The 24,018-nt window shown below is 62.0% G+C and carries 23 protein-coding genes; 13 read left to right on the forward strand and 10 right to left on the reverse strand.

Annotated features, from left to right (window positions below):
- Positions 1-20 precede the first annotated feature (20 nt).
- Complete coding sequence (locus tag C7440_RS15365; RefSeq protein ID WP_116519151.1) at positions 21-1,673, reverse strand: (2,3-dihydroxybenzoyl)adenylate synthase; 1,653 nt, start codon at positions 1,671-1,673, stop codon at positions 21-23.
- Between the two features lie 175 nt (positions 1,674-1,848).
- On the opposite strand from C7440_RS15365, the gene C7440_RS15370 reads away from it, so the two are divergent.
- The 5 genes from C7440_RS15370 to C7440_RS15390 all read left to right on the forward strand — a co-directional run bounded on the left by C7440_RS15370 (position 1,849) and on the right by C7440_RS15390 (position 5,940).
- The gene (locus C7440_RS15370; RefSeq protein ID WP_116519152.1) at positions 1,849-2,613 is read left to right on the forward strand and encodes an SDR family NAD(P)-dependent oxidoreductase; all 765 of its coding nucleotides are present in this window, start codon (positions 1,849-1,851) and stop codon (positions 2,611-2,613) included.
- A 151-nt stretch (positions 2,614-2,764) separates the two neighbouring features.
- Positions 2,765-3,787 (forward strand): TRAP transporter substrate-binding protein, encoded by a 1,023-nt coding sequence (locus C7440_RS15375; protein WP_116519153.1) that lies wholly within the window; start codon positions 2,765-2,767, stop codon positions 3,785-3,787.
- A 1-nt stretch (position 3,788) separates the two neighbouring features.
- Positions 3,789-4,340, forward strand: coding sequence for a TRAP transporter small permease (locus C7440_RS15380; protein ID WP_017525429.1), 552 nt, complete (start codon positions 3,789-3,791; stop codon positions 4,338-4,340).
- Positions 4,337-5,638, forward strand: coding sequence for a TRAP transporter large permease (locus C7440_RS15385; RefSeq protein WP_116519154.1), 1,302 nt, complete (start codon positions 4,337-4,339; stop codon positions 5,636-5,638). The genes C7440_RS15380 and C7440_RS15385 overlap by 4 nt, the downstream gene beginning before the upstream one ends.
- A gap of 95 nt (positions 5,639-5,733) precedes the next feature.
- Positions 5,734-5,940 (forward strand): SlyX family protein, encoded by a 207-nt coding sequence (locus tag C7440_RS15390; RefSeq protein WP_017525427.1) that lies wholly within the window; start codon positions 5,734-5,736, stop codon positions 5,938-5,940.
- A gap of 157 nt (positions 5,941-6,097) precedes the next feature.
- On the opposite strand, the gene C7440_RS15395 is transcribed toward C7440_RS15390, so the two are convergent.
- Positions 6,098-6,484: a DUF2784 domain-containing protein gene (locus C7440_RS15395; RefSeq protein WP_116519155.1), complete on the reverse strand. Its 387-nt coding sequence runs from the start codon at positions 6,482-6,484 to the stop codon at positions 6,098-6,100.
- 29 nt (positions 6,485-6,513) lie between these two features.
- Between C7440_RS15395 and mnmH the strand changes: the two genes are divergently transcribed.
- Positions 6,514-7,647 carry a tRNA 2-selenouridine(34) synthase MnmH gene (mnmH, locus tag C7440_RS15400; protein ID WP_116519254.1) on the forward strand — a complete coding sequence of 378 codons (1,134 nt, stop codon included), beginning with the start codon at positions 6,514-6,516 and terminating at the stop codon, positions 7,645-7,647.
- Here the strand turns inward: mnmH and C7440_RS15405 are convergent.
- The 7 genes from C7440_RS15405 to C7440_RS15435 form a co-directional block, all read right to left on the reverse strand.
- Positions 7,623-8,543 carry a ketopantoate reductase family protein gene (locus tag C7440_RS15405; protein ID WP_116519156.1) on the reverse strand — a complete coding sequence of 307 codons (921 nt, stop codon included), beginning with the start codon at positions 8,541-8,543 and terminating at the stop codon, positions 7,623-7,625. The two genes, mnmH and C7440_RS15405, sit on opposite strands and share 25 nt — an antisense overlap.
- 220 nt (positions 8,544-8,763) lie before the next feature.
- On the reverse strand, positions 8,764-10,938 hold the full coding sequence (locus tag C7440_RS15410) for a xanthine dehydrogenase family protein molybdopterin-binding subunit (RefSeq protein ID WP_116519157.1): 2,175 nt from the start codon (positions 10,936-10,938) through the stop codon (positions 8,764-8,766).
- Positions 10,939-11,001: 63 nt separating this feature from the next.
- A complete protein-coding gene (locus tag C7440_RS15415; protein ID WP_116519158.1) occupies positions 11,002-12,015 on the reverse strand; it encodes an FAD binding domain-containing protein in 1,014 nt (337 codons plus the stop codon).
- Positions 12,012-12,503, reverse strand: a complete 492-nt coding sequence (locus tag C7440_RS15420) for a (2Fe-2S)-binding protein (protein WP_116519159.1) — start codon at positions 12,501-12,503, stop codon at positions 12,012-12,014. Before C7440_RS15420 ends, C7440_RS15415 begins: the two co-directional genes overlap by 4 nt.
- 141 nt (positions 12,504-12,644) lie before the next feature.
- Positions 12,645-14,648, reverse strand: a complete 2,004-nt coding sequence (locus tag C7440_RS15425; protein WP_116519160.1) for a BCCT family transporter — start codon at positions 14,646-14,648, stop codon at positions 12,645-12,647.
- Positions 14,649-14,745: 97 nt separating this feature from the next.
- Positions 14,746-18,006 carry an autotransporter outer membrane beta-barrel domain-containing protein gene (locus C7440_RS15430; protein ID WP_207775423.1) on the reverse strand — a complete coding sequence of 1,087 codons (3,261 nt, stop codon included), beginning with the start codon at positions 18,004-18,006 and terminating at the stop codon, positions 14,746-14,748.
- A gap of 143 nt (positions 18,007-18,149) precedes the next feature.
- Positions 18,150-18,626, reverse strand: a complete 477-nt coding sequence (locus C7440_RS15435; protein ID WP_243410942.1) for a type II toxin-antitoxin system HicB family antitoxin — start codon at positions 18,624-18,626, stop codon at positions 18,150-18,152.
- 194 nt (positions 18,627-18,820) lie between these two features.
- Between C7440_RS15435 and C7440_RS15440 the strand changes: the two genes are divergently transcribed.
- The 7 genes from C7440_RS15440 (at position 18,821) to C7440_RS15470 (ending at position 23,697) form a co-directional block, all read left to right on the forward strand.
- The gene (locus tag C7440_RS15440; RefSeq protein WP_116519161.1) at positions 18,821-19,210 is read left to right on the forward strand and encodes a hypothetical protein; all 390 of its coding nucleotides are present in this window, start codon (positions 18,821-18,823) and stop codon (positions 19,208-19,210) included.
- A gap of 129 nt (positions 19,211-19,339) precedes the next feature.
- Entirely contained in the window at positions 19,340-19,606 is a 267-nt protein-coding gene (locus C7440_RS15445) for a hypothetical protein (RefSeq protein ID WP_116519257.1), read from the forward strand.
- A gap of 3 nt (positions 19,607-19,609) precedes the next feature.
- Positions 19,610-20,080: a YaiI/YqxD family protein gene (locus C7440_RS15450; RefSeq protein ID WP_116519162.1), complete on the forward strand. Its 471-nt coding sequence runs from the start codon at positions 19,610-19,612 to the stop codon at positions 20,078-20,080.
- Positions 20,081-20,380: 300 nt separating this feature from the next.
- Positions 20,381-21,766, forward strand: a complete 1,386-nt coding sequence (locus C7440_RS15455; protein WP_116519163.1) for a FliC/FljB family flagellin — start codon at positions 20,381-20,383, stop codon at positions 21,764-21,766.
- A 288-nt stretch (positions 21,767-22,054) separates the two neighbouring features.
- Positions 22,055-22,732 (forward strand): restriction endonuclease, encoded by a 678-nt coding sequence (locus tag C7440_RS15460; protein WP_165832615.1) that lies wholly within the window; start codon positions 22,055-22,057, stop codon positions 22,730-22,732.
- Positions 22,733-23,008: 276 nt separating this feature from the next.
- Positions 23,009-23,239, forward strand: coding sequence for a DUF4160 domain-containing protein (locus C7440_RS15465; protein WP_116519165.1), 231 nt, complete (start codon positions 23,009-23,011; stop codon positions 23,237-23,239).
- A complete protein-coding gene (locus C7440_RS15470; RefSeq protein WP_116519166.1) occupies positions 23,227-23,697 on the forward strand; it encodes a DUF2442 domain-containing protein in 471 nt (156 codons plus the stop codon). Before C7440_RS15465 ends, C7440_RS15470 begins: the two co-directional genes overlap by 13 nt.
- Before the next feature lie 31 nt (positions 23,698-23,728).
- Here C7440_RS15470 and C7440_RS20205 read toward each other — a convergent pair whose 3' ends face one another.
- Positions 23,729-23,905: a type II toxin-antitoxin system HicB family antitoxin gene (locus C7440_RS20205; RefSeq protein ID WP_116519167.1), complete on the reverse strand. Its 177-nt coding sequence runs from the start codon at positions 23,903-23,905 to the stop codon at positions 23,729-23,731.
- Positions 23,906-24,018: the final 113 nt, after the last annotated feature.

Here is a 24,018-nt window from a genome sequence, read left to right on the forward strand (position 1 = left end):
TCCTTTTAGCGGTATGGCTGCTAGGCCTGCGGCGCCTGAGAGTGGGATAGCTTGCGGGCGATGTCTTCCCGAAGTTGCTTCTTTGACACCTTGCCGAAGGTGGAAAGGGGAAAATCGGTCATGACCTCGAGCCGTTCGGGCAGCTTGTATTTTGCGATTTCTTTGTCGAGCAGAAAGTCGGTGAGCTCAGTGAAGGAAAGTGTGCCGGTACGCAGGATCACGCAAGCGCACATTCTTTCGCCCATGTCGGGATCGGGTATGGGTACGCACGCCACGTTGGCGACCCGAGGGTGCGACAGAATGAGGTTTTCGATTTCTTCCGCGCTGATCTTTTCTCCGCCGCGATTGATGAGGTCTTTTCTTCGTCCTTCGACCATGTAGCGGCCCGAGGCGTTCTGTCGCATGAGGTCGCCCGACTTGTAGAACCCATCTGGCGAGAAAGCGCTTTTGTTGTACTCGGGTACGCCGAAGTAGCCGCGCAGCGTATAGGGCCCCCGGCACCATAGTTCGCCGGTTTCGCCAAAAGGCACGTCTTCGCCGTCTTCGTCCACCAGGCGCACCTCGTCGTCGGGGCTGACCGGCAGGCCGACGGTTTCAAGGCGAACCTCTTCAGGGTCGTCGGGGCGTACAAAGAACAGCATGCCTTCGCCCATGCCGAAGTTTTCTTGGATGAAGGCCTGGGGCAGCAGGTTGGCCGACAGCATGCGGACCTCGGGTTGCAGTCGTTGCCCCCCGCTTTGTATGACGCGCAGTGAAGACAGGTTGTACCGCCCGATCTCGGGGTCGTTCAACAGTCTGATCAGTAGAGCGGGAACCACCTTGATGTGCGTGATGCCATGCTGCTGTATGGCCTGGAATACGTCGTGGGGTCGGGTGCTGGCAGACAGGACCACCTTCGCGCCTTGCATCATGAAGCCCTGGATGCCGGGGCAGGCCAGCGGCAGATTATGAGCGATGGGCAGAATGACAAGCAATACGTGATGGGCTTGTATGGCGCAGGTCTGGGCGGCGATCTTGGAGTTGTAGGCGTAATCGTTGTGCGTGCGCGGAATGAGCTTGGGAACGCCCGTGGTGCCGCCGGACAATTGGAAGATGGCCGGGTCGCACGGGTCGATCTCAATGTTGGCCAGTTCGCTTTCGGCGAGGGTGGGGGGGGTGTCGATCAGATCGCGTAATGAATGGAAGCCCGGTTCCGCGGCACCGAGAATGATCTTGTGCCTGAGCGACGGGTAATGCTGCTGCAGCCGGCTCATCATGTGCTGGAAATCAAAGTCGCCTTGTTTGTCTATGCTGACGCAGGCAGCGGCACCGGAAAGCTCGACAAACTGGCTGACTTCGTTGTAGCGATGATTGACGAGGGCTGCAATGGGAATGCAGCCGATTTTCTGTAGGGCGAAGTACAGCAGGACGAATTCGGCCCGGTTGGGCAGCTGCACTACGACGCGGTCGAGAGGCTTCAGCCCCAGCGAGAGCAGGTTCAGGGCCAGGCGTGTCGAGCCCTGGTCGATGTCGGCGTAGGTGTACGAGCGCTGTGCGTCGACCAGGGCTGTTCGATCGGCGTAACGGGCGAATATGGGCTTGAATTCTTGCGCCAACGACCTGTCTTGCCAGTAGCCTTTTTCTCGATAGCGGCGAGCGTACTCCTCGGGGAATGGAACGACTCCTTCTAGCATGGCTCCTCCTTTTTATGAACATGTTCAGTTTAGGGTATGTTCATTTTTCAGTCAATGTTCGTATTTTCACCTATGAAAAATGGACCTCCGAGTAAATTTTTTTCTTGAATAATGTTTTTCATGAGTCTAAAGTAGAACATGTTCATAATAAATAAATGCATGGATGGAGGACGCAATGCAGAACCAGAAACCCGTTGCGCTGGTAACTGGCGGAGGCACCGGAATAGGACGCAGCGCGGTGCTCGCGTTAGCCGGGGCCGGCTACGACGTTGTCATCAACTACAGCCGCAGCGCCCAGGCAGCCGAGCACGCTTCCGATCAGGCGCTCAAGGCCGGTGCGCAGACTCTCGTCTTGCAGTGCGACGTCAGCGATGACGATGCGGTTCGAGAGATGCTTCGGCAGGTTGAACAGCGCTTTGGACGACTGGACGTGCTCATCAACAATGCCGGCACCACCTCCGACATCAAGCCCCACGATTTCGACGCCGTCACCGCCGAGAATTGGGACCGCGTCATGGCCGTCAACGTGCGTGGCATGTTTCAGGTTACGCGCGCAGCCATTCCCCTGCTCAAGGCCGCGGGCAATGGCTGCATTGTCAACACGGCCAGCATTGTGGGCCTGCGTCCCGGGCCCCAGCCCTACGCCTACGCATGCAGCAAGGCCGCCGTGGTCAGCCTTACTAAAACGCTTGCGTACAACCTTGGACCCTACATACGGGTGAATGCGGTCGCGCCCGGCTGGATGGAGGGCGAATGGATGGAGCGCATGCTCAAGGACAAGTACGACCCGCTGATGGAAAGGCGCGCCAGGCTCACTCCCTTGAAGCGATGCGTTACGGCGGACGACGTGGCTGAAACCATGCTGAGCCTGGTGCGATCCAACCGTTTCATGACCGGAGAAGTGGTCGTCGTCGACGGGGGGTTCTCAAGCTCCACTTAAGCGTCTTGGGCGGCCTCTTCGGCTGCCGTGCCCCATTTTCCGCGGCATGACCGGAGACCCCGGTTTTCGGTGTTTTTCGAAAAGTAGTCTTTGAGAAGCTGCACAAAGACGGCATGAGCCGCTGCAGCCATCCATAACCAAGGAGACAGGCATGAGTTTAAGAAGCACCGTTTTGCAGCTGGCGTTCGCATGGGCCCTGGCATTCGGAGGGATGCCATCGGCCGCGGGCCAAACCTATGAGCTCAAGGCATCGAGCTATCTGCCCCCCAGCCATACGATCAACGCCGAGATCAGCCGGTGGGCCAAAGAGCTCGAAGAACGATCCGGCGGCCGCCTCGTCATCAAATTGTTCACTTCCGGGCAGATGGGGCCGGTTCAACGGCAGTTCGACCTGGCCAGAACGGGGGTTGCCGATATCTCGTACGTGTTGCACGGAGCCACGCCGGGGCGCTTTCCCCTGACCGAGCTGGCCCAGTATCCAACTCTTATCCCGAATGGGCGGGTGGGCTCTCAAGCCCTGATGGATATTGCCGACCTGCTTCAAAAAGAATACCGAGGCGTGAAGGTGCTGTATTTCATGGCCACGCCGCCCATCCCGTTCCTGATGGCGCGCGAGAAGATCACGACGCTCGACCAACTGCAGGGCCTGCGGATCAGGCATCCAGGCACCGTCTACGCCAGCCTGATCTCGGCCCTGGGGGCTTCACCGGTTGGCGTGGCGCCGGCCGAGGTTTCCGATTCGCTCTCCAAGGGTACGATCGACGGGACCCTGATGTCTTATGAGGGCGCCCAAAGCTTTCAGCTCGGAAACGACGTCAAGTATTCGCTTGACGTCAATGCGGGCGTGGTCACATTCGCCCTGGTCATGAATCCCGACAGTTTCAGCAAATTACCGCCAGACCTGCAGGCGCTCATCGAAGAAACCACCGGCCACGCGGGCGCGAAACGGGTCGGCACGGCTTCCGACGAGGCAGACGAGATTGGGCTCCAGTACATGAAGGACCATGGCCTGGAACTGACCTCGCTCGAAAAGGGCGACGCGCAGCAGTATCAGAAGGTCACCGCCGACTTGCTCGAGAAAAGAGTGCAAGAGCTCGAGAAAGAGGGCGTGCCCGCCCGCGAAGTGGTGGCGCGCCTGAAGCAGGCGATTGCCAAGTACGCAAAGGAGCCATGAGATGAAGGCCCCCGGCAGCCACGGTGGCCCTTGCCAGCGCGGGCTGCGCTGCTGCTTGCGGGTTCTTACCCTGATAGCGGGCGTTGCCCTGGCCCTGATGATGTTCGTCACGGTGGCCGATGTCGTACTGCGCAATTTTTTTCATGTCTCCATACTTGGCACTTACGACATTGTCGAGACCATGATGGTGTTCGTGGTGTTCCTGGGCATTGGCGAGGCCTTTCTTGACGATACGCACATCACCGTCGATGTCGTCGACCATTTCGCAACCCCGCGCACGGTGCTGGTGCTCAAGGGCTTGGCAATGGCGGCGGCGGCCGTGTTCCTGATGCTGCTGTTGCGATACATGCCGATTCCCGCTTTGGAAGCCTATATCTACGGCGATCGCAAGCCCGACCTTCCCATACCTTTGATTGTCTTGTGGATACCCTGCCTGCTTGGCATGGCGGCGGCTTTGGCGGCCGTTCTCTACAAACTTCTTTCCATGCTGCTTCGAAACCGGCTTCAGGGCGGCGCCGCACCGGCGATTCAACACGAAGGAGAGCGCTCATGAGCGTTCAGGCGATAGGCCTTATAGGCATGGCCGCCTTGCTGATACTTATCTTCGCCCGAGTTCCGGTGGCCATATCGATGGGCATCGTGGGGATATTCGGCTATGCCGCCATCAGTGGCTTCGACAAGGCTTTCGTCGTGCTGGGTTCCACGCCGTTCGAAATGGGCTCGGCCTACGCGTTGTCCGTTGTTCCCTTGTTCGTACTCATGGGTGCGCTGGCATCCAGCGCCGGCATATCGGGTCAGCTGTTCAATTCCGTGCACGCGCTGTTCGCGGGAAGGCGGGGCGGCCAGGCATTTGCGACCTTGGGCGCCGGGGCGGTTTTCGGCGCCGTATGCGGTTCGTCGCTGGCGGTTGCGGCGGCGATGTCCCGCATCGCCTTGCCCGAGATGCGCAAGGCCGGCTACGACGACAAGCTGACAACCGGCGTGATCGCGGCTGGCGGTACGCTGGGAATCCTGATTCCTCCGTCCATCATTCTCGTCATCTACGCCATCATCGCCGAGCAATCCGTGCAAAAGCTGTTTGCGGCGGCGCTCGTACCCTCGGTTCTGCTTACCCTGTTCTACGGCTTCGTGCTGGCATGGCTGGTCAAAAGACACGCCGAATACGCGCCTCCCTCGCCTCGCCAGCCGTGGCACACCAAGCTGTGGGCATTGGCAAGCATGTGGGAAATAATCCTGATATTCGGCGTGTCGATCGGCGGCATCTACATCGGCTGGTTCAGCCCCACCGAATCGGCCGCCGTCGGGTCATTCGGCGCGCTGCTTCTGGGGGTTCTGCGGCGCAAGCTTTCTTGGGCGGACATTCAGAAAAGCTTTGTCGAGACCATCCTGATCTCAAGCATGTTATTCCTGGTCATATTGTGCGCGTTCATCTTTTCGTACTTCATTGTGCTGACAGAACTGCCGCACACATTGGTCGAGTGGACCCGCAGCCTGAATGCATCACCTGTCACGATCATGTTCATCTTGATCGTCTTCTATCTGATACTTGGCTGTTTTCTGGACGGCATCGGCATGGTGCTCATCACCGTTCCCGTGTTCTTCCCCTTGGTGGTCGAGGCGGGGTTCGATCCCGTCTGGTTCGGGGTGGTGCTGGTGCTGGTTGTCGAGCTGGGCCTGATCCATCCACCGGTGGGCATGAACATTTTTGTGATACGGGCCCAGGCGCCCGAAATTCCCTTGTCGGTCATCTATCTGGGCGTCCTGCCGTTTCTGGTGGCGCCCCTGGCATTGCTGGTACTGATGGTCACCATGCCCCAACTGGCTCTGTGGTTTCCCGGCCTGTTGTATTAAGACCGGCTTGCGTCAGGCCTTGGCGTTGCAAGCCGGGTGCCGCCGCCAAAGCCGTTCTGATACAGTGCGAAGACGACAGTCTGGAATGCCGGAACATGGATTACGAACAGCGCTTCATCGACATTGAAATCAAGCTTACCGCCCAGGAAGATCTCACGCAGCAGCTAAGCGATCTGGTCTACGAACAGCAAAAGCAGATACAAGAGCTGCAGGCCTTGTACAAGGCCCTGGTGCGCCGGATGAACGAGGGCCAGGCAGACGGCCCCGACCCCTACGCCCAGGAAAGGCCGCCGCATTATTGACGGCGCCGGCGCAATGAGACGCCAGTCTTGCGCGGCATGTCGTGCGAAGTCCCATTTTCGGCTTTGGGCCGGTTTCTGCCGCCGCGGCGTTTGCCGGCGGTATTTGCTTTGATCAGCGCATGCTTCTTCAGCTTGCCACGGCCGGGCGTACCTGGCTTCAACGGATCCGCGCGTCTGCGCGCACTTTCTTGCGCCGCCCCCACAGGGCCAGGTAAATAGCGGCGTTTCCGGCCGCCAGCAGCACAGCCAGGGCGATCTGCATGCCACGCGTGATGCCCGGCGGATAGATCAGCGGCCATAGGTAATGCTGGATGAAGCCGCCGTCGTACGTGCCCTGGCCCGCCAGGGCGCGCAGGTGGTTTTCCAGCGGTGTCAGGGGGCAGATCCAGCCCATGGCGATGACCGTTGCACCCCATGCCAGGGCGGGCAGGTGCAGCCAGGCCAGGCGGGGCCGCCATAGCGCCAGCAGGCCGCCGAAGATCACGAAGGCGACGAACAGGCCATGAAGGATGAGCACGGCATCGGCGGCGAGGGCGTAGTGCATGTCGGGTGGGCGTTAAAATTGACGGCATCATGAATCGAACCGATACCGATGATTATCGCGCGCTGTTCCTGCGCGGTCTGCCCTTGATGGACGTGCGCGCGCCCGTAGAGTTCCATAAGGGCGCGTTTCCGGGCGCCGAGAACCTGCCGTTGATGAACGATGCCGAGCGCCACGAGGTGGGCGTCTGCTACAAGCGGCAGGGGCCCGAGGCGGCCGTCGCCCTGGGGCATCGCCTGGTCAGCGGGCACACCAAGGCGCAGCGCATAGGCGCCTGGGTGGATTTCGCGGCGGCGCACCCCCAGGGTTATCTGTACTGCTTTCGCGGCGGCCACCGGTCGCGCATCGCGCAAGAGTGGCTGCAGGCCGAGACCGGCGTGCGTTACCCGAGGGTGCTGGGCGGCTACAAGGCCATGCGCAATTTCCTGATGCAGACCCTGGAGCACGCGCTGGCCGACTCCGGCTTCACGGTGCTGGGCGGCATGACGGGCACGGGCAAGACCGAGGTGCTGGCGCAGCTGGATCATGCCCTGGATCTCGAAGGCCACGCCCATCACCGCGGTTCGAGCTTCGGCAAGCGCGCTTCGCCCCAGCCGGTGCAGATCGACTTCGAGAACCGGCTTTCCATCGACGTGCTGCGCAAGCGCGCCCAGGGCCATGCGGGTTTCGTGGTGGAAGACGAGAGCCGCCTGATAGGCGGCTGCAGCCTTCCGCTCGCGCTGTATCACGACATGCAGCACCGGCCCCTGGTCTGGCTCGAAGATACGCTGGAAAACCGCGTGCGGCGCATCGCCCGGGATTACGTGGTGGACCTGTGCGCCGAGTTCGAGGCGCTGCACGGTGAAGAACAGGGCTTCGAACTGTTCGGCGAGCGCCTGCGCCAAAGCCTGGACAACATCAGGCGCCGCCTGGGCGGCGAGCGCCATGCCCGGCTGGCGGCCATCATGGATGAAGCCCTGGCCGCGCAGGCGCGCAGCGGCGAGATCGAACCGCATTACGGGTGGATCGAGGGCCTGCTGAAGGAATACTACGACCCCATGTACACCTACCAGCGTGAACAGAAGGCGTCGCGCATTGTGTTCGCCGGCGACCTGCCGGCGGTGCTGGATTACTTTCGCGGCGCTTGCCCGCCCGCCAAGGCTCAGGCCTCGCGCCTGGCGCTGTAGGTCTGCAGCACGGCATTGGCCACGGCAAGCATGGGGCAGGGAACGCCGGCCTCCTGGCCCCGGCGCAGCATGTCTCCGACCAGATGGTCGCCCTCGATGGGCAGGCCGGCTCGCATGTCGCGGTACATGGATGAGTTGAAGCCCGAGTTGGGGTTGGTGACCACACGCTGGAAGCCGGCAATGGCTTGCGGGTGCATGGGGTGGCCGGCGGCTTGCGCGGTGTCGGTGCATTCGCGCAGCAGCTGCAGCGCAATCGCGCCGCCCGCTTCGCTGCGCATGTATTCGCCCACGGTGCCCTGCAGCATGCAGTTGGCAGCGCCCAGGCAGGCCATGCGGCAGAATTTGTCCCACATGTCGTCCATGATGCCGTCGCTCAGCTCGGCGTCGATGCCCGCCTGCAACAGCAGTTGCCAGGCCGCGCGGGCCTTGGCCTGCTGGCCCGCCGTGCGGGCGCCCACGGTCAGGCTGCTGTAGGCGTTGCTGACACGAATGTGGGTGGGCGCAAGCTGGGTTGCAATGGTCTTTGCAATGCCGCCCAGCACGCGTTCTTGCCCAAAGGCCTGGTCGAGTCGGTCAAGGTGTCGCAGGCCGTTGAGCAGGGGCAGGATATGGGTGGCCGAGCCCACGGCCGGGGTGATGTCGGCGATGACGCCTTCAAGCGCGGGCGCCTTGTTGCTGAGCACGACCAGGTCGTAGCCGCCGTCAAGCTGGTTTGCCGCGACGGTGCGTGGCTGTATGTGCTGCGTGCCGGAGGGCAGCTCGAGTGTCAGCCCTTCGGCGTCGACCAGCGCCTTGCGCGCCGGGCGCAACAGAAATTGCACGTCGGCGCCGTGCTGGTGCAGGCTTGCGCCAAACAGGGTGCCGACCGCGCCGGCGCCGACAAATAGAATCTTCATGTGAGTGGAACCGCCCGGATGCGGAAAGCAGGCCCGCGCAGGTTGAAAGCAGTGGTATGTTGAAAACAGGGGTATACCGAATACAGTGTCCTGAAATGATAGCACCCTGTATCCGGCTGCTGCGGCATCCGAGACATCCCAGACATTCGAGATATCCGGGGCGGGCGGGTTGCGGGCGATTTCCCTGGAACCTTGCCCGCGACCGGGGTTGCCGCGCCTGCTACAGCAGCTTGTCCAAGGTGATGGGCAGCGTCCTGATGCGCTTGCCGGTTGCATGATGGACGGCGTTGGCAATGGCCGCCGCCGCGCCGACGATGCCGATCTCGCCCACGCCCTTTACACCCAGGGGGCTGGCCAGGCCGTCGGGTTCGTCCACGAAGATCACTTCCATGTCATGCACGTCGGCATGGCAGGGCACATGGTATTCGGCCAGGTTGTGGTTCATGATGCGGCCCAGGCGGTGGTCGAACAGCGCTTCTTCCTGCAGCGCCATGCCCATGCCCATGACCAGGCCGCCCAGCACCTGGCTGCGCGCGGTCTTGGGGTTGATGATGCGGCCCGCCGCAACGCAGGCGAGCAGGCGGGGCACGCGTATCACGCTCAGCCTTTCGTCCACGCATACCTCGGCGAAAACGGCCGAGTGGGTGTTGCGCGCCTTGCCGTCTTCTTGCGGCGGGTCGACGGTGGCCGATGCCTCGATGCGGCCGCCGGGCGCGCGGGCTGCCAGCTTGGCCATGTCGTTGCTGCCCACCGGGCCGCCGGCCAGTTCCGACAACTGCCGCGCAATGCCCTTGCACGCCCGGTGAACCGCGGCGCCCACCGATGCCGCCATGGCCGAGCCGCCGGCAAAGGGCGAATCGGGCAGCGGGGATTCGCCTATTTCCACCCGCACCCGCTCCAGGGGCAGGCCCAGCGCGCCCGCGGCGATCTGCGCCATGATGGTATAGGTGCCGGTGCCGATGTCCGAGGCGGCGGAGCGAACCGTCAATATGCCTTGGGTGTCGAGCGTGGCGGTGGCGCTGGCATGCAAGACCAGGGCCTCCCAGATGCCGGTGGCCATGCCCCAGCCCGATAGTTCCATGCCGTTGCGCATCGAGCGCGGTTCATGGCTGCGCCGGTGCCATCCGAAGCGTTCCGCGCCTGTCTCGTAGGCCTTCTTCAGCGCCTTGCTGGTAAAGGGCAGGCCGCTGATGCCGTCCACGTCCGAGCAGTTGACCAGGCGCAGGGCCAGGGGGTCCATGCCGTTGGCATAGGCCAGCTCGTCCAGCGCCATCTCCAGCAGGTTCACGCCGGTGGCGGCACCGGGCGCGCGCATATTGCCGGGCGTGGGCGTGTCGATGGGGGCGACGGCGTAGTCCAGCCGCAGGTTGTCGCAAGGGTAGGCGATGGCGCCCCACTTCACGAGGTTCTCGGTATAGGTCTCGATGCGGGCGGTGCTGGTGGTTGCGATGACCTCCATGGCTTGCAGCTTGCCCCGGGTATCGCAGGCAAGGCGCATTTCCTGCGTGGCGGCCGGGCGGTGCACATGAGTGAACATCTGCTGGCGCGTCATCACGACACGCACCGAGCGCTTCAGCATGAGGGCGGCCAGCATGGCCAGATAGGCCTGGTAGCCGGGGCGCAGGCCCGAGCCGAAGGCCCCGCCGACGTGATGATTGGCGACCATGATCGAATCGGGCTCCAGGCCGAAGGCCTGGGCCAGCTGGCGCTGCGCATTCTGCGAACCCTGGTTCTTGTCGTGTACCGTCAGCCGGCCGTCGCCATGCCACTGCACGGTGGTGGCATGCATCTCCATGGGGTTGTGATGTTCCATGGCCAGCTCGTAGCGGCTGTCGATCCGCGCGGCCGCGTCGTCAAGGGCCGCCTGGGTGTCGCCGCGCACGATATTGCCCTGCGCCTTGGCGGCCGGCGTAAAGCGCTGCGCCAGCGCGCTGCCCAGCATGGTGTTGTGCGGCAGGGTGTCGTAGGCGGCTTCGACCTGCATGGCGCCCCGGCGCGCCGCCTCGAAGGTTTCGGCCACGACCAGGGCAATGGGCTGGCCGCTGTACATGATCGCGCCGTCCAGCAGCAGGGGGACGGGCGGCTTGGCGTTGCCGGCGGCATCGTCGTCGTCGTGGGCCGGAGCTTCGTACCAGGGCACATGGGGGCGGTTTTCATGGGTCAGCACCTGCACGACACCGGGCGTGTTCAGGGTGCCGGCCGTGTCCAGAGAGCGGATGCGGCCGCGCGCGATGCCGGCGCATACGGCCACGCCGTACAGCAGGCCTTCGGCCGGATGTTCGGCGGCGTAGCGGGCCTGTCCCGTAACCTTGGCGACGCCCTCGATGCGGTTCAAGGGGGTGCCGATGCCCGGGGAAGTGCTGTTGCGGCCTGGGTGTTCGGCTGCTTGAGTCATGGTGCCTCCTTGGCATGTGGGGCGAGTGCATTCCGACTGCAGGACGGTGTTGGCCCGGGCCCGTCATGCAATGCGCTTGTCCACCTGCGATTGCGGCGTGCCGTTGGCCGCCTGGGTCAGGGCCCGGACCGTTGCGCGGCAGGCAAGCTCGATCTTGAATTCGTTGTCGCCTTGTCCCGTCGCCCCTTCCAGCAGGGCGTCGGCAAAGCGCGTGAAGCTGCGGACCGATGGCGTTTCGCCGGTCAGCATGCGTTCGGCTTCAGGCAGTCGCCAGGGCTTGTGGGCCACTCCGCCCAAGGCCACGCACGCCTCGGCGATGCTGCCGTCGTCTTCCAGGCGCAGCGCCGCCGCCACTGAGACGAGGGCAAAGGCGTAGCTCAGGCGGTCGCGTATTTTCAGGTAGCTGTAGCGGCTGGCAAAGCCCTGCGCGGGCAAGTCGACGCTGGTGATCAGCTCGCCTTCGCGCAGCGTGTTGTCGTACTGGGGCGTGTCGCCGGGCAGGCGATGAAACTCCTGGAAGGGAATGCTGCGCCGGCCCTCCGGCCCCGCTACATTGACTGTTGCGCCCAGCGCCGCCATGGCGACGCACATGTCCGAGGGATGCACGGCGATGCAGTGTTCGCTGGCGCCCAGTATGGCGTGGATGCGCGTGCAGCCGCCCACTGCGCCGCAGCCCGAGCCGGGCGTGCGCTTGTTGCAGCGCGTGGCCGTGTCGTAGAAGTAATAGCAGCGCGTGCGCTGCATCAGGTTGCCCCCCGTGGTGGCCATGTTGCGCAATTGCGGGCTGGCGCCCGCCATCAATGCACAGCCCAGCAAGGGGTAGCGCTCCAGAATCCACGGATGCGAAGCCAGATCGGCGTTGCGCACCAGGGCGCCGATGCGCAAGCCCCCATCGGGCAGCGGCTCGACCTGGTCCAGCCCCAGTCGGTTGATGTCGACCAGCCGTGCGGGTCGCTCGACGTTCTCTTTCATCAGGTCAAGCAGATTGGTGCCGCCGGCGATGAAGCGTCCCCCCTGGCCGGCCGCCCGCAAGGCTTCGTCGATGTTCTGCACGCGCTCATAGCGAAATGGGTTCATTGCGCGTCCCCGTCCAGATACACAGCCTCAATGGCGTCCACGATGTTCACGTAAGCGCCGCAACGGCACAGATTGCCGCTCATATATTCGCGGATGGCGGCGCGCAGGTCGTGCCCGTGGCTTTCGAGCCGTTTCTCATTGAACAGGCCCTGGGCAGAGCAGATCTGCCCGGGCGTACAGTAGCCGCACTGGAAGGCATCGTGCTCGATGAAGGCGTGCTGCAGATCATGGAGCCGGCCTTCGCCGGCCAGGCCCTCTATGGTGGTGATGTTACGGCCTTCCTGCATGATCGCCAGCGTGAGGCAGGCATTGATGCGCCGGCCGTCGGCCAGCACGGTACAGGCGCCGCACTGCCCATGGTCGCAGCCTTTCTTGGTGCCGGTAAGCCCAAGGTGGTCGCGCAGCGCATCCAGCAGGGTCACGTCGGGGCCCACGGCAAGCCGCCGCTCGCGGCCGTTCACGGTAAGGCTGACTGGCTGGCTGGTCATGTCGTTCTCCGAGGGTGCGTCAGGCCCCGAAGCCAGCAAATAACATGCCCCCTGGTCGCCCCGCATCGCCGGATGACCTTACGCCGCCGCCCCGTATTTGGCCCCGAGCCCTATGCCCCCGCAAGGCCGCCGACCGGAGCCTCAATCGCCCGATTCGGGGTCGGGTGCGGGCCTGTTCGACCCATGCACCATGTGCAGGTATTGCCGGTGGCGCTCGTACTGGTCGAGGATGTCGCCGATGACCTCGTCGTTGCTCCAGCCCATGATGTCGTAGTCTTGTCCGCCTTCGCGCAGGAAGACCTCGGCCCGGTAGTAGCGGCGTTCTTCCTTGCCGGCGTCTTCATCCATGGCCAGGCTGGGCTGCATCTGTTCGAGCGGGTGCACGGCATAGCTGAAATCCAGGTATTCGCCCAGGTGCTGCACGTGCATTTCGGCCTGGCCGTCGTCATTGCGGCCCACCCGCACCTCGTAGCCCTGGCGGCGCAGTTCATTCGCCACGGCTTCCATGGCGGGCAGCACCACATCGTCGATGAAGCGCAGCACGTGCTTGCGGGTGGGCATCATGACGATGTTGCGCAGGCGGCGCTGCCAGCTTTGGCCGCCGGCCAGCGGCTGCGAGCGGGTGATGGTCTGATAGCGGATGCGGCGCTTGGTGGCATCGAGCTTCAGGGCCTTGAACAAGCCCCATATGGCTACCAGCAATATGACGGAGAAGGGCAGGGCGCTGGCGATGGTGGCGGTCTGCAGGGCCTTGAGGCCGTCGGCCAGCAGCAGCGCGATGGCCACCACCCCCATCAGCACCGACCAGAATATGCGCTGCCACACCGGCGAATGCCCGGCTTCGTCGGAGGCCAGCAGGTCGACCACCAGGGCGCCCGAATCGGCCGAAGTGACGAAGAAGACGATCACCATGACGATGGCGATGGCCGAGGTAATGCTGGAAAGCGGCAGGGCCTCAAGAAAGGCGAACAGCGCCAGCGAGCTGTCGGCGTTGACGATTTCGGCCAGGTTCTGCATGCCGTCGACCATAATGAAATAGATGGCGCTGTCGCCGAACACCGTCATCCAGAACAGTGTGAAGCCGGCCGGCACCAGCAGCACCCCGCGTACGAACTCGCGAATGGTGCGGCCGCGCGAGATGCGCGCGATGAACAGGCCCACAAAGGGCGACCAGGCTATCCACCAGCCCCAGTAGAACAGGGTCCATCCGCCTATCCAGTCGTTGGGTTCGTAAGCGTAAAGATTGAAGGTTTTATGGACGAGGTCGGAAAGATAGCTGCCGGTGTTCTGCACGAAGGTCTGCAGCAGGAATACGGTGGGCCCCAGCACCAGCACGAACAGCAGCAACAGCACGGCCAGAACCAGGTTGAATTCAGACAGCAGGCGTATGCCGCGGTCGAGCCCGCTTGCCACCGAAAGCGTGGCCAGGCCGCAGGCCCCGACAATAAGGCCGATCTGCACGGGGATGGTGACAGGCAGGCCGAACAAGTGGTTCAGGCCGCTGTTGATCTGCGACACCCCCACGCCCAGCGAGGTGGCCACGCCGAACACGGTGCCGATAATGGCGAACACGTCGACCGCATGGCCGATGGGCCCGTGGATGCGGTTGCCTATAAGCGGGTACAGCGCCGAGCGGAAGCGCAGCGGCAGGCCGTGCCGGTAGCTGAAGAAGGCCAGGATCAGCCCCACGATGGCGTAGATGGCCCAGGCATGCAGGCCCCAGTGGAAGAAGGTGATGCTCATGGCCTCGCGAGCGTCGAACACCGTCGAGCCCGCGCCGATGGGCGGGTCGATGAAGTGCATGACGGGTTCGGCCACGCCGAAGAACATCAGGCCTATGCCCATGCCGGTAGAGAACAGCATCGCGAACCAGGTAATGTCGCGGTAATCGGGCTGGCTGTGGTCGGGCCCCAGCTTGATGTCGCCGTATCGGCTGAATGCCAGGAAGACCACCGAGATGAGAATGACGGCCACGGCCAGCACGTAGAACCAGCTTGCGTTGGCCAGTATCCAGCTCTGGACCACGTCGAAAAGCCGCTGCGCGGCCTGGGGCGCGAAGGCGGCGAGCAGGACGAGCGCCAGGATGAAAAAGGCCGAGGCGGCAAAGACGGGTCGGTTGATGGTGGTTCGTGGACGGGACGTCATGCTGGCTCCGTGTGTGGCTGCGGAACGGTCATTAGTACCACGAAGTGCCAATGGCGCGCCAGGGGGCGCGCCGGACGCAACGGCTTTTGCTATGGCCTCAGAACTTCCAGTGCAGGGCCAGGTTGCCCGAGAAGGAGCGGTAGCCGGCGCGCAGGAACTGGCTCGACATGCTGGCGCCGATGCTGAGCCGCTCGCTGGGCGTATAGCTGAGGGCGGCCGTCACGGCCAGCGCATCGGCCCCGGTTACGGTGTTGCGGGTGCTGAAGGCGAACGCGTCATACGAGGCAAAACTGGCCCGCTGGCTTAGCTCGCGGTTCAGCAGCTCGTGCTCCCAGGCCACTTGCACTTGGGCCTTCAGGGTGGCCTCGTTCTTCAGGGGCAGGTTCAGGCTCGACTCTACGCCCAGGCTCGAGCGCAGCGAAGAAAAGCTGGCTGCGCGCAGCTCCAGCCGGGTGCCCTCGGGGCCCGATTCGCTTGTGCCGGGCCGGCGCAGATAGGTATAGGCCAGCGACGCCACCGGCCCCATGCTTAGCGAGGGCGACAGGGCCCAGCGGTAGCCGCCGCCGGCCGCCAATGCGCCGCTGTAGCCTGTCCAGTTCGAGCGGTGGCTGGCCTGGTACGAACCGATGTGCAACTGCCGGCTCATCTTGCCGTCTTCCACGCCCAGCTGGCCCTGGCCGAAGGCAAAGGGCCCGGCCATGGCGAGGGGTTCGTAGCGGGCCTGCAGGCCCAGATGCACGGCGCTCGAGCGGCCGGTGGCCTGATGCGGGTCGCGCACCTTTACCTTCAATTCGCTGACCGCGCCATAAGCGCCCACTGTCCAGTCGTTCACAAGGGTGTGGGCGCCGAACACCGCGCCGTAGGCCGTTGCGTCGTATTCCAGCTGGCTGCCGCGCCGGTCTTGCGAGAAGCTCGAGCCGAAGGCGGTCGCATAGCCGCGCCATTGCCCTTCGGTGGCGGCCTGTGCGTTGCGCAGGCCCAGGCCGGCGATTTGCCGCTCGCGCTGCAAGGTGCCGGCGAACAGGGCGCTATAGGCCGCGCCCGAAAGCGGCTCCAGCGCATCGGCCACCAGGCTGCCGTCGGGCGCGGAAAAATCCAGTGCCGCGTACAGCGGCTGGATGTCGGGCTGCGCAACGGCGGCGATGCCGTCCAGCGCCAGGCCCGCCTGGCGGGCGTTGTCATTGGGCGCCCAGCGGCTGTAGGTGTGCTCGGCGCGGCGGGCGGTGAGGCCCGCCGCGGCCACCTGGAAATCCAGCGTGGGCGACTGGGCCTGTGCGTTTACGGCCGCAAAGGCGCCGCTGGTGGCGCCGGTTTCAATAAGCTGGTCGAAGCCCACGCTCCAGCCCGCCGGGTACCAGTCTTGTAGTGGAATGACGGCAAGCTGGCCGTCGAGCACGGCCTGGCCGCTGACGGCCAGGGTGTCGTGGCCGCCCCGGCCGTCGACTTCGAGCGCCAGCGTGCCTTGCGGGCCTTGCAGGTAGTCGCCTTCGATTTCGATGCGGCCCAGCGAGTTGCCGGGCGCGACGATGCCGTCGTTGACGAAGGCGCCCTCGAGCACGCTGTAGCGGCTGTTGCCCGCCAGCGTGGCGCCCGGCTGCACCCGTACGCTGTGCAACACGTGCTGGCCGTTCAGCGAGGTAAGGCCGCCCTGGGCCGACAGGGCAATGTTCGAGCCCAGAATATTGCCCTGGTAGTTCAGGGCGAACCCGGCGTCAGGCCTGCCCGTGGCCTGGCCCGAGGCGTCGGCCAATTGGCCAAAGCTCAGCTCGCTAAGGCGCAGCCGGCCCTGTTCGTCTTTTTCAGCGTAGTGCGAAATGATGTCGCCCTGGATGCTTGCGCCGCGCATGACATTGATATGCTCGACCAGCGCATTGCGCGACATCAATATCGCAGCCTGGCGCCCGGCCAGGCTGCCGGTCAGGTCGTATCGCTTTACCTGCGCGCCCTGCAGCTCTTCCAGCAGCGGCAGCGCCTTGCCCTGTGCCGACCGTATGTAAGAGCCCCGGTATTCGGTGTCGTCGCCCAGGGTGCTGGAGCCGAAGTCGAAGTTGGCGGCCACGCCCAGCTCGCCCAGCGCCTGCACCTGGCCGCGCTGCACCAGCACGTGGTCGCGTCCATAGGCAAACACCACCCCGCGGCCGTTCAGGCCGTTGCCATGGATGCGCGTGCCGGCTTCCACCACCAGGGTGTTGGCCTGGCCGTCCACCCGCACCCCCACGCCGCCCGGGCCTTCGGTAAGCAGGTCGGCGCGCTGGTAAATGGTATTGCCGCTGCCGTAGACATGCAGCCCCACGCCCAGCAGGGCCGTGTTGTAGGTGCCCGGCAGATAGTCCGTGCCCTGGGCGTTGCGCTGAAAATAGCCGTGCTCGTTGATAACCGTGAGCCCGTCGTTGTAGATGGAGCGGCCATAGAAATTGCGCCGGTCGATGTCGTAGCCCAGGTCTTGCAGGGCGGCCAGCTCGGCCTCCATGAAGACAGCATAGTTGCCGTAGGATTGGTGGCTCATCGTGCTGTTCTTCAGCTCGCTGTGCGACATGTAGTTCGTGTCTATGCCGTCGCCGGCTTCCCACAATATCTTCACCGGCACCCCCGGCATGGCGCCCGCAAGCACTTCCGATACATGCGCGCCGGCAAAATAGCCCTTGTCCTGGCGCAGGTCGAAGGCGTCGGGGCTGTAGGGGTTGGTGCAGAACTTGCAAAGTATCGTCTGGCCGGGCTTTGCGGGGCGGCCATTGTCGTCGCGCAGGTGCTGGTTCCAGCTGCTGAATTCATTCAGGAAGTAGGGTTTTTTCCCTTCTTCGTCCATCGAACCGACGGAGCTGGTAATGCCCAGGCCGTGGGCCAGCTCGTGCGCCGCCGTGCTCATGACATCCACCCGCCCCGTGGGCGGCACTTGCGCCGGTACATAGGGCACTGTTTCCCAGTCGAAAGTGCCCATGACGAACTGCGCCTGCGAATCGAAGTACCCGAGACCAGGGTCGCCGCCCAGCAGCGAGGTTTGCAACTGCGTAAGCCAGGGCGCCTTGCTGTTTGCCGGGCTGAGGCCTGCCGCGTTCTCAACGTTGTAGGTGCCCACGTTCACCACCGCGGGCAGATGGCCCGAAGCAGGCTTGATCACGTCGGCCCAATACTGCATGGCCTGCAGAATCTTGCTTTTCTGCATGGCATCCAGGTTCCAGGTGGATGCACGGGGTGCGGAATAAGAGGGCATGAAAAACCCGTCGCCCACGTCGAAAAAGCGGATCTCGAACATGGCCTGGCCATCGGCGCGATGGACCGTGTGGCTTTCGTAAGCCAGGCAGGCGGATGCAGGCAGGGCCAGCGCCAGGGCCAGCGCAAGCGACTTCAATGGGGACATGGGGGCTCGCTACAAAGGGGTTGGTTTTTGTTTTTGATATTTTTGTAACGGTATTTTTACTATGGGTAAGTAAAAACTACAACCGAGATTATGGTGTCAATGCTTCGATTGGCGTACGTTGCTTTGTGCGCAGGCAATCTTGCCTACTTGCCTGCTTCCATCGCGCGGCGCGCCGCCTCTACTAGAAACCCACTGCGTGTCGCGCCATGTGCTTTTGCATAGCTGTCGATTTTTGCCAGGATGCGGCGCGGCACGGTGATATTGATTTTTTCCGAGCGTCCGTCAAAGCGCGATACATCGACGTCGACCAGCGCCCAAATGCCATCGGCGAAGTCGGGGTTGCCACGATGCTGCGCAATGGGCTGGGGCAGGGGAAGGTCGTCACCGTCTTCCACCAGGCCCTCCAGATGAAGGTCGATGGCTTCCTTTACCTGTTCCAGCGCTTCTTCCAGCGTGTCGCCCGCTGAAAAACAGCCCGGCAGATCGGGCACCGACACACCGTAGCGGGTGCCGTCATCGGTATGCAGAACCACGGGAAATCGCATGGGGCTTCCTACTTCCATCCCGCCAGATAAATAGCCTTCAGCCTCCAGCGGCTTGATGATCTGTTTGCTGTTCACGGTGGTTATTATACCTACTAGTAGGATCGGATATGAAGGCTCTTGGTTCGTCGTTACTTGCTCTCGATGCAGGAACCAAAAGACAGTGATGAAGACAGACAAGGAGGGCGGCTATTCGTGAAAGCCGAAGGGAACCGACTGCTGCTCTGTCGGATAAATCAGTTCGTAGTAGTTTGATTTCAAGGGGAGGCGATATGAATCTGCAACGATGCACAGCCTTGATTGTACTGCTGGCTGCGGGCAGCTCGCCGGCCCTCGCCGCGCAGGCGTCGTCGCCCGACTCATCGCGGGCAGACAGCGTGATCCAGGCGGGGCAGGGCGTGTACACCACCATCGGTAACGACGGCTCGGCGCGAGTAGACCGCAACGGTTCATATAAGTCGCTGAGCACGCATGGCGGCAGCCAGGGGGTCGATAGCGATGCCGGCGGCAAGGTTCTGCGTACGCCACCCGCCCGCCACCAAGACGCCCGCCGCGACAGCGGCGGGGCTGGATATGAAAACTACTCCTTGGGCGGGTTCATCTCCATAGAACGAGGCGGCCCGCAGCCGGAAGGCAATTCGCGCAACGACCATAACAGATAAACGTGCCAATGCTCGCCTGCCGCCGAGCGACTTGCTACCGCGGTTCATCTCGTCCCCTCTCAGATTCGATATCCTCTAAGATGCTGCCTGGCGCATTTGCCGCTGGTAGACCACAACACCGAGCCCCTCATGAAAAAAACCGATCTCGAGAAGCAGAAAGCCTTGAAACTTGTGGGCAAGCTCAATGCTGCCGGCGCGCCGCGCCGCTATGCCGGCGCCGCGCCCGCCGTGGATCGCCGCGAACAGCGTCGCCTGGACCAGGCCGCGGGCCTGGTGTCCTTTCCCCTCAAACTGCAACAGCCCTTGATTTCGGCCTTGAACGCCAAGGCACAGGCGGAGGGCATCAGCGTCAACGAGCTGGTAAATACGCTGCTGGCCGAGGCGCTGAAAGGCTAGCCCATGAATATATGGGTCGATGCCGACGCCTGTCCCGCCGTCATCAAAGATATCCTGTATCGGGCGGCGCAACGCGTGCAGCAGCCGCTCACCCTGGTGGCCAATCAAATGCTGCGCACGCCGCCATCGCCATTGATCCGGGCCGTTCAGGTGCCGCGAGGATTCGATGTGGCGGACGAATATATTGTTGAACGCGTCGCTACCGGTGATCTGGTCATCACCGCAGACATTCCTCTGGCAAGCGAAGTTCTGGGCAAGGGCGCATGGGTCCTCAGCCCGCGTGGCGAGCATTACACCGCCGATAGCATAAGCGAGCGCCTGACGATGCGAGACATGATGGAGGAGTTACGCAGCGCCGGCGTCGATACCGAGGGGCCGGCGGCGTTCAGCCAGACGGACAGGCGCGCATTTGCCAACGCGCTGGACCGACTGCTGCAGAAAGCGCTACGGGAAAACACCGTCGGGCGCTTCTGATAGACAGGCTGAAATTCTTGGCGCAAGCTAAATTTTCCTCTCCCAGTGACGTCAACCTCAATATCGGGTCGTCGGTGTCAGTTCGGCGCCACCATTTTGCAAGCTGTCGCAAATCGCGTTGGTCGCCCCAAAAACCGGTCTTCCCACCCCTAAATTAAGATCCGCAGGCTCCGTAATCCAGGATGTACAGGAAATACCGGGCCTGCCCAACACCCAGGTGAAGGGCCAGGATTCCACCCGGAAACGGGCTTTCCTGGTCAACCGGCGGTAGATGCCGCCTTTTCCCTACAGGAGTAATCCATGTCAGTCATCAACACCAACTACCTGGCTCTGGTTTCGCAGAACAACCTGAACAGGTCGCAAAGCGCTCTGGGCACCGCCATCGAGCGCCTGTCTTCCGGCCTGCGCATCAACAGCGCCAAGGACGATGCTGCCGGCCAGGCCATCGCCAACCGTTTTACGGCTAACATTCGAGGCCTGACGCAAGCTGCGCGTAACGCCAATGATGGGATTTCCATCGCACAGACCACGGAAGGCGCGCTGAACGAAATCAATAACAACCTACAGCGCATTCGCGAACTGACAGTTGACGCCGCGAATGGCACAAAGTCTGGTTCAGACCTGAAGTCCATTCAAAATGAAATCAAAGAGCGCTTGGACGAGATCAATCGGGTTTCCGAGCAGACTCAGTTCAATGGTGTTCGTGTGCTGGGCGAAGATGCTGCGGCTCTGTCTGTGCAAGTTGGTGCCAATGACGGCCAGCGCATTGATATCGAACTGTCCAAGATCAACCAGAACACGCTTAAGCTGGATGGCTTTGACGTTACCAAGGCGTATGCTAAAGGTATGACGCCGATCACTGAAGTCAACGATACTGCTGATGCAGCTGATATCGCAACTGCTCTCAACGCAGTTGAGATTACTACTGGCGAAACCGTTGCTACCGTCGACGAAATTCGTAAAAGCGGTGATGACTACTATGTCCGCGTATCCAATGCTGATGACGACGCACATGGCTATGCAAAGCTTTCTATCGATGAAAGTGGCAACATCGGTGTTGCAGGGAGCGTTACCACCAATGCGCCCGCAGGGTGGAATGCCGCCGATACGGTAACGGAAGTAGTAACTGGACAAACCGAGATTAGTACTACAGCAGCCCAAACTGCGGCGACCGCTGCTGGTAGTCTGCTGGGTAATTCTGCCAAGATCGATAATATTTACCAAGATGAAGGTGGTACTTATTATGCGCAGGTCTCTGGAACTACCGATGGAACGTATGACGGCTTCCATGAAGTAAATATTGACGCAACAGGCGTGGTGTCATTTGCAGCAGCAGATCTCACCACCGCGGCTACGGTTGACGCTGAGTTCTCGGCTGAAATCGAAGGTATGAACGCCCCTACCGGCGTAAACATCAAACCGCTGGATGCTCTGGACCAAGCTCTGCAAAAGGTCGATGACCTGCGCAGCCACCTCGGTGCGATCCAGAATCGTTTCGAGTCCACCATCGCCAACCTGAACAACACCGTCAACAACCTTTCCGCAGCCCGCTCGCGCATTGAAGACGCAGACTACGCCGTCGAAGTCTCCAACATGACCCGCGCGCAGATTCTGCAACAGGCTGGCACCTCGGTTCTGGCCCAAGCCAACCAGGTTCCGCAGACCGTGCTGTCGCTGCTGCGTTAATTCGTAGTCGCCTGACCGCAGCGTCCGCTTCGGCGGGCGCATGAAATCGGCCCCTTGGGATCCGCTCCCTTGGGGCCGATTTCATGGTATTGGGCGCCTCGTCCATATTGGCGCGATCAAGCAGGCCTCGAGGCCGTTTGCTGAATTTTCTCCCTTATTGTTCGGATATTTATGTGGCAGTTACTCGGCACCGTTGAATTCAGTTGTTTGAATTGCCATTGTCCTGGCTCCATGCCTTCCAATTACTTTGACATGGCCCACGTTTCGGCCAGTAACCGGCGAATGGGAATGGAAAGCTACTATTCCGATATACAGGAGGCTCACTGCATCGATTGCGGCACTTGCATATCTCTTGAGTTGCAGGTTGTTGAATATCCGCAAGGCGCCATAAACCATGTTTCCATGAACTCATCCGAAGCAACCATTACGCAGCTTCCCACCGTGGAACTCATGGATGAAATCTTGCTTCCCCCGGCCAAAGATATCTATGTTCCCGACCAGCGGCTAGTTACGGACGTTTCAAGGATTACGAACACAATCCCGGAACTGATAAGGTTGATACAAGAAGACAGCAGCTGTCTCCATCGGATTTCACCCAGGGAGTTCGAAGAAATAATCGCGGAAATCTTCCGGGCGCAAGGCTATGACGTGCGCCTGACCAAGAGAACGCGCGACGGTGGCAAAGATGTTATAGCGATTCATCGAAATGAACTGGGGCTGGAAACCTGCTATTTCATCGAGTGCAAGAGGCATGCGCTGGACAGGAAGGTCGATGTCGGCATAGTCAGGGGAGTGTACGGCGTCCACTCGGCCATGAACGGCCCGAATAAGTCGATTGTTGTCACAACTTCGACCTTCACGCCGGATGCTCGTGAGTTTGTGGGTAATGGGTTGCGCAGCAGTTGGGATATGGAATTGAAGGATATCCGGGATGTTATGGGCTGGATCAAAAACTATAAGCTCTAGGTCGGTCAGGACTTCTTCTATTGGACAGGCTGCTTTGCTTCTTCGTTGAAGGAACGCGCTCCCGGTCTGCCTCCTTGGCGTGGGGGCTTTGGCTTAATTCGGCCTAATTCAGTACGGCGTGGCGGAGGAGCCTACGCCTGGCAATCCACGACAAACATCTGCCTTCGGTTTTTACGAATGGCCGGTTTCTGAAATCGGCCTCATGATGTCGCTTCGTCCGTCGTCGAGCGGTCCGTCCTTCTTTTCTGTATAGATATTATTTCTATATAATCATCCGTGACCACAAAACAGCGCTTCGGCAATAACAAGTATCGGCTGGAGATTCGCGAGCGCGATCATGGACCGGCGCATTGCCACTTGGTAGGCGGTAGCGTGGATGTGATCATTGAACTGGCCACATTGCAAAGCAACGGCCGGTGGCCGAAGGGTTTGCGAGCCGAGGTGCTGGCTTGGGTCGAGGCCAATCTGGATGAATTGTGGACGGAGTGGAAGAAATGGCATCGATGAAACGCCCGCGCCTTGCGCAAGTGGAAGCTTTGGCGCGTTTCCGGCTGCGGCTGGTTTTCGTGAACGGCATCGAAGCGGTGGTTGATTTCAAGCCGCTTTTTGATGAGTCCCCCGGCCTGGCGCCGCTGCGCAGTGCGGCCGCCTTTGCAAAGGCGGCCCTTATCGAGGGCGAGGGCTGGGCGGTGGTGTGGCCGCAGCTGGATATTCAGATCGGGGCCGACACCTTATGGCTGGACGCACAGGCACAAAGCGCGATGGATGAAAACAGCCGTGTGTTTGCGCAGTGGCGCGCGCGGAACAGGCTGTCATTGTCGGCCGCGGCCAAGGCGCTGGGCATGACGCCCCGTACGATCAGCGCCTATGGCACAGGCGCCCGGCCAGTACCGCGCTATGTGGCATTGGCCTGCAAGGGTTGGGAGGCCGAGCAGCGGCAACGGGGCGGGAAACCAGGCGTCTGATTAAGGGTTTATCCACATGGAGTCAGCCCTCTCACTCTGATGCGCGAACCAGCACTTTTTCTGCCCATTGATTTAGGCTCATCCCAGCCAATTCAGCGGCTAGTGCCGCTTTACGGTGTACCTCGGGGCTGACACGGAACATCATCCTTCCTGAGTACGGTTTTTGTGGAGTCTTTCCAGTCTTCGCACATGTTTCAAGATGGTTCAACTCCTAAACGGGTTAGGAGGGCACGGGCAGCTTTCCCCGGCAATCTGCACGATATGAGCGTGATGCAGCAACCCGCTGCAGATCGGGCGCTTACCGTGGTCCTGCAGCAAGAT

Source organism: Pusillimonas noertemannii, from assembly GCF_003096595.1.
Classification (GTDB): domain Bacteria; phylum Pseudomonadota; class Gammaproteobacteria; order Burkholderiales; family Burkholderiaceae_B; genus Pusillimonas; species Pusillimonas noertemannii.

Excerpts from the sequence above, each read along its gene's own strand:
- C7440_RS15380 (WP_017525429.1), top strand. The coding sequence starts at position 3,789 with ATGAAGGCCCCCGGCAGCCACGGTGGCCCTTGCCAGCGCGGGCTGCGC.
- mnmH (WP_116519254.1), top strand. The coding sequence starts at position 6,514 with ATGAATCGAACCGATACCGATGATTATCGCGCGCTGTTCCTGCGCGGT.
- C7440_RS15410 (WP_116519157.1), bottom strand. The coding sequence starts at position 10,938 with ATGACTCAAGCAGCCGAACACCCAGGCCGCAACAGCACTTCCCCGGGC.
- C7440_RS15395 (WP_116519155.1), bottom strand. The coding sequence starts at position 6,484 with ATGCACTACGCCCTCGCCGCCGATGCCGTGCTCATCCTTCATGGCCTG.
- C7440_RS15460 (WP_165832615.1), top strand. The coding sequence starts at position 22,055 with ATGGAAAGCTACTATTCCGATATACAGGAGGCTCACTGCATCGATTGC.
- C7440_RS15405 (WP_116519156.1), bottom strand. The coding sequence starts at position 8,543 with ATGAAGATTCTATTTGTCGGCGCCGGCGCGGTCGGCACCCTGTTTGGC.
- C7440_RS15365 (WP_116519151.1), bottom strand. The coding sequence starts at position 1,673 with ATGCTAGAAGGAGTCGTTCCATTCCCCGAGGAGTACGCTCGCCGCTAT.
- C7440_RS15470 (WP_116519166.1), top strand. The coding sequence starts at position 23,227 with ATGGCATCGATGAAACGCCCGCGCCTTGCGCAAGTGGAAGCTTTGGCG.
- C7440_RS15450 (WP_116519162.1), top strand. The coding sequence starts at position 19,610 with ATGAATATATGGGTCGATGCCGACGCCTGTCCCGCCGTCATCAAAGAT.
- C7440_RS15390 (WP_017525427.1), top strand. The coding sequence starts at position 5,734 with ATGGATTACGAACAGCGCTTCATCGACATTGAAATCAAGCTTACCGCC.
- C7440_RS15430 (WP_207775423.1), bottom strand. The coding sequence starts at position 18,006 with ATGTCCCCATTGAAGTCGCTTGCGCTGGCCCTGGCGCTGGCCCTGCCT.
- C7440_RS15445 (WP_116519257.1), top strand. The coding sequence starts at position 19,340 with ATGAAAAAAACCGATCTCGAGAAGCAGAAAGCCTTGAAACTTGTGGGC.
- C7440_RS15370 (WP_116519152.1), top strand. The coding sequence starts at position 1,849 with ATGCAGAACCAGAAACCCGTTGCGCTGGTAACTGGCGGAGGCACCGGA.
- C7440_RS15440 (WP_116519161.1), top strand. The coding sequence starts at position 18,821 with ATGAATCTGCAACGATGCACAGCCTTGATTGTACTGCTGGCTGCGGGC.
- C7440_RS15455 (WP_116519163.1), top strand. The coding sequence starts at position 20,381 with ATGTCAGTCATCAACACCAACTACCTGGCTCTGGTTTCGCAGAACAAC.
- C7440_RS15420 (WP_116519159.1), bottom strand. The coding sequence starts at position 12,503 with ATGACCAGCCAGCCAGTCAGCCTTACCGTGAACGGCCGCGAGCGGCGG.
- C7440_RS15415 (WP_116519158.1), bottom strand. The coding sequence starts at position 12,015 with ATGAACCCATTTCGCTATGAGCGCGTGCAGAACATCGACGAAGCCTTG.
- C7440_RS15425 (WP_116519160.1), bottom strand. The coding sequence starts at position 14,648 with ATGACGTCCCGTCCACGAACCACCATCAACCGACCCGTCTTTGCCGCC.
- C7440_RS15375 (WP_116519153.1), top strand. The coding sequence starts at position 2,765 with ATGAGTTTAAGAAGCACCGTTTTGCAGCTGGCGTTCGCATGGGCCCTG.
- C7440_RS15385 (WP_116519154.1), top strand. The coding sequence starts at position 4,337 with ATGAGCGTTCAGGCGATAGGCCTTATAGGCATGGCCGCCTTGCTGATA.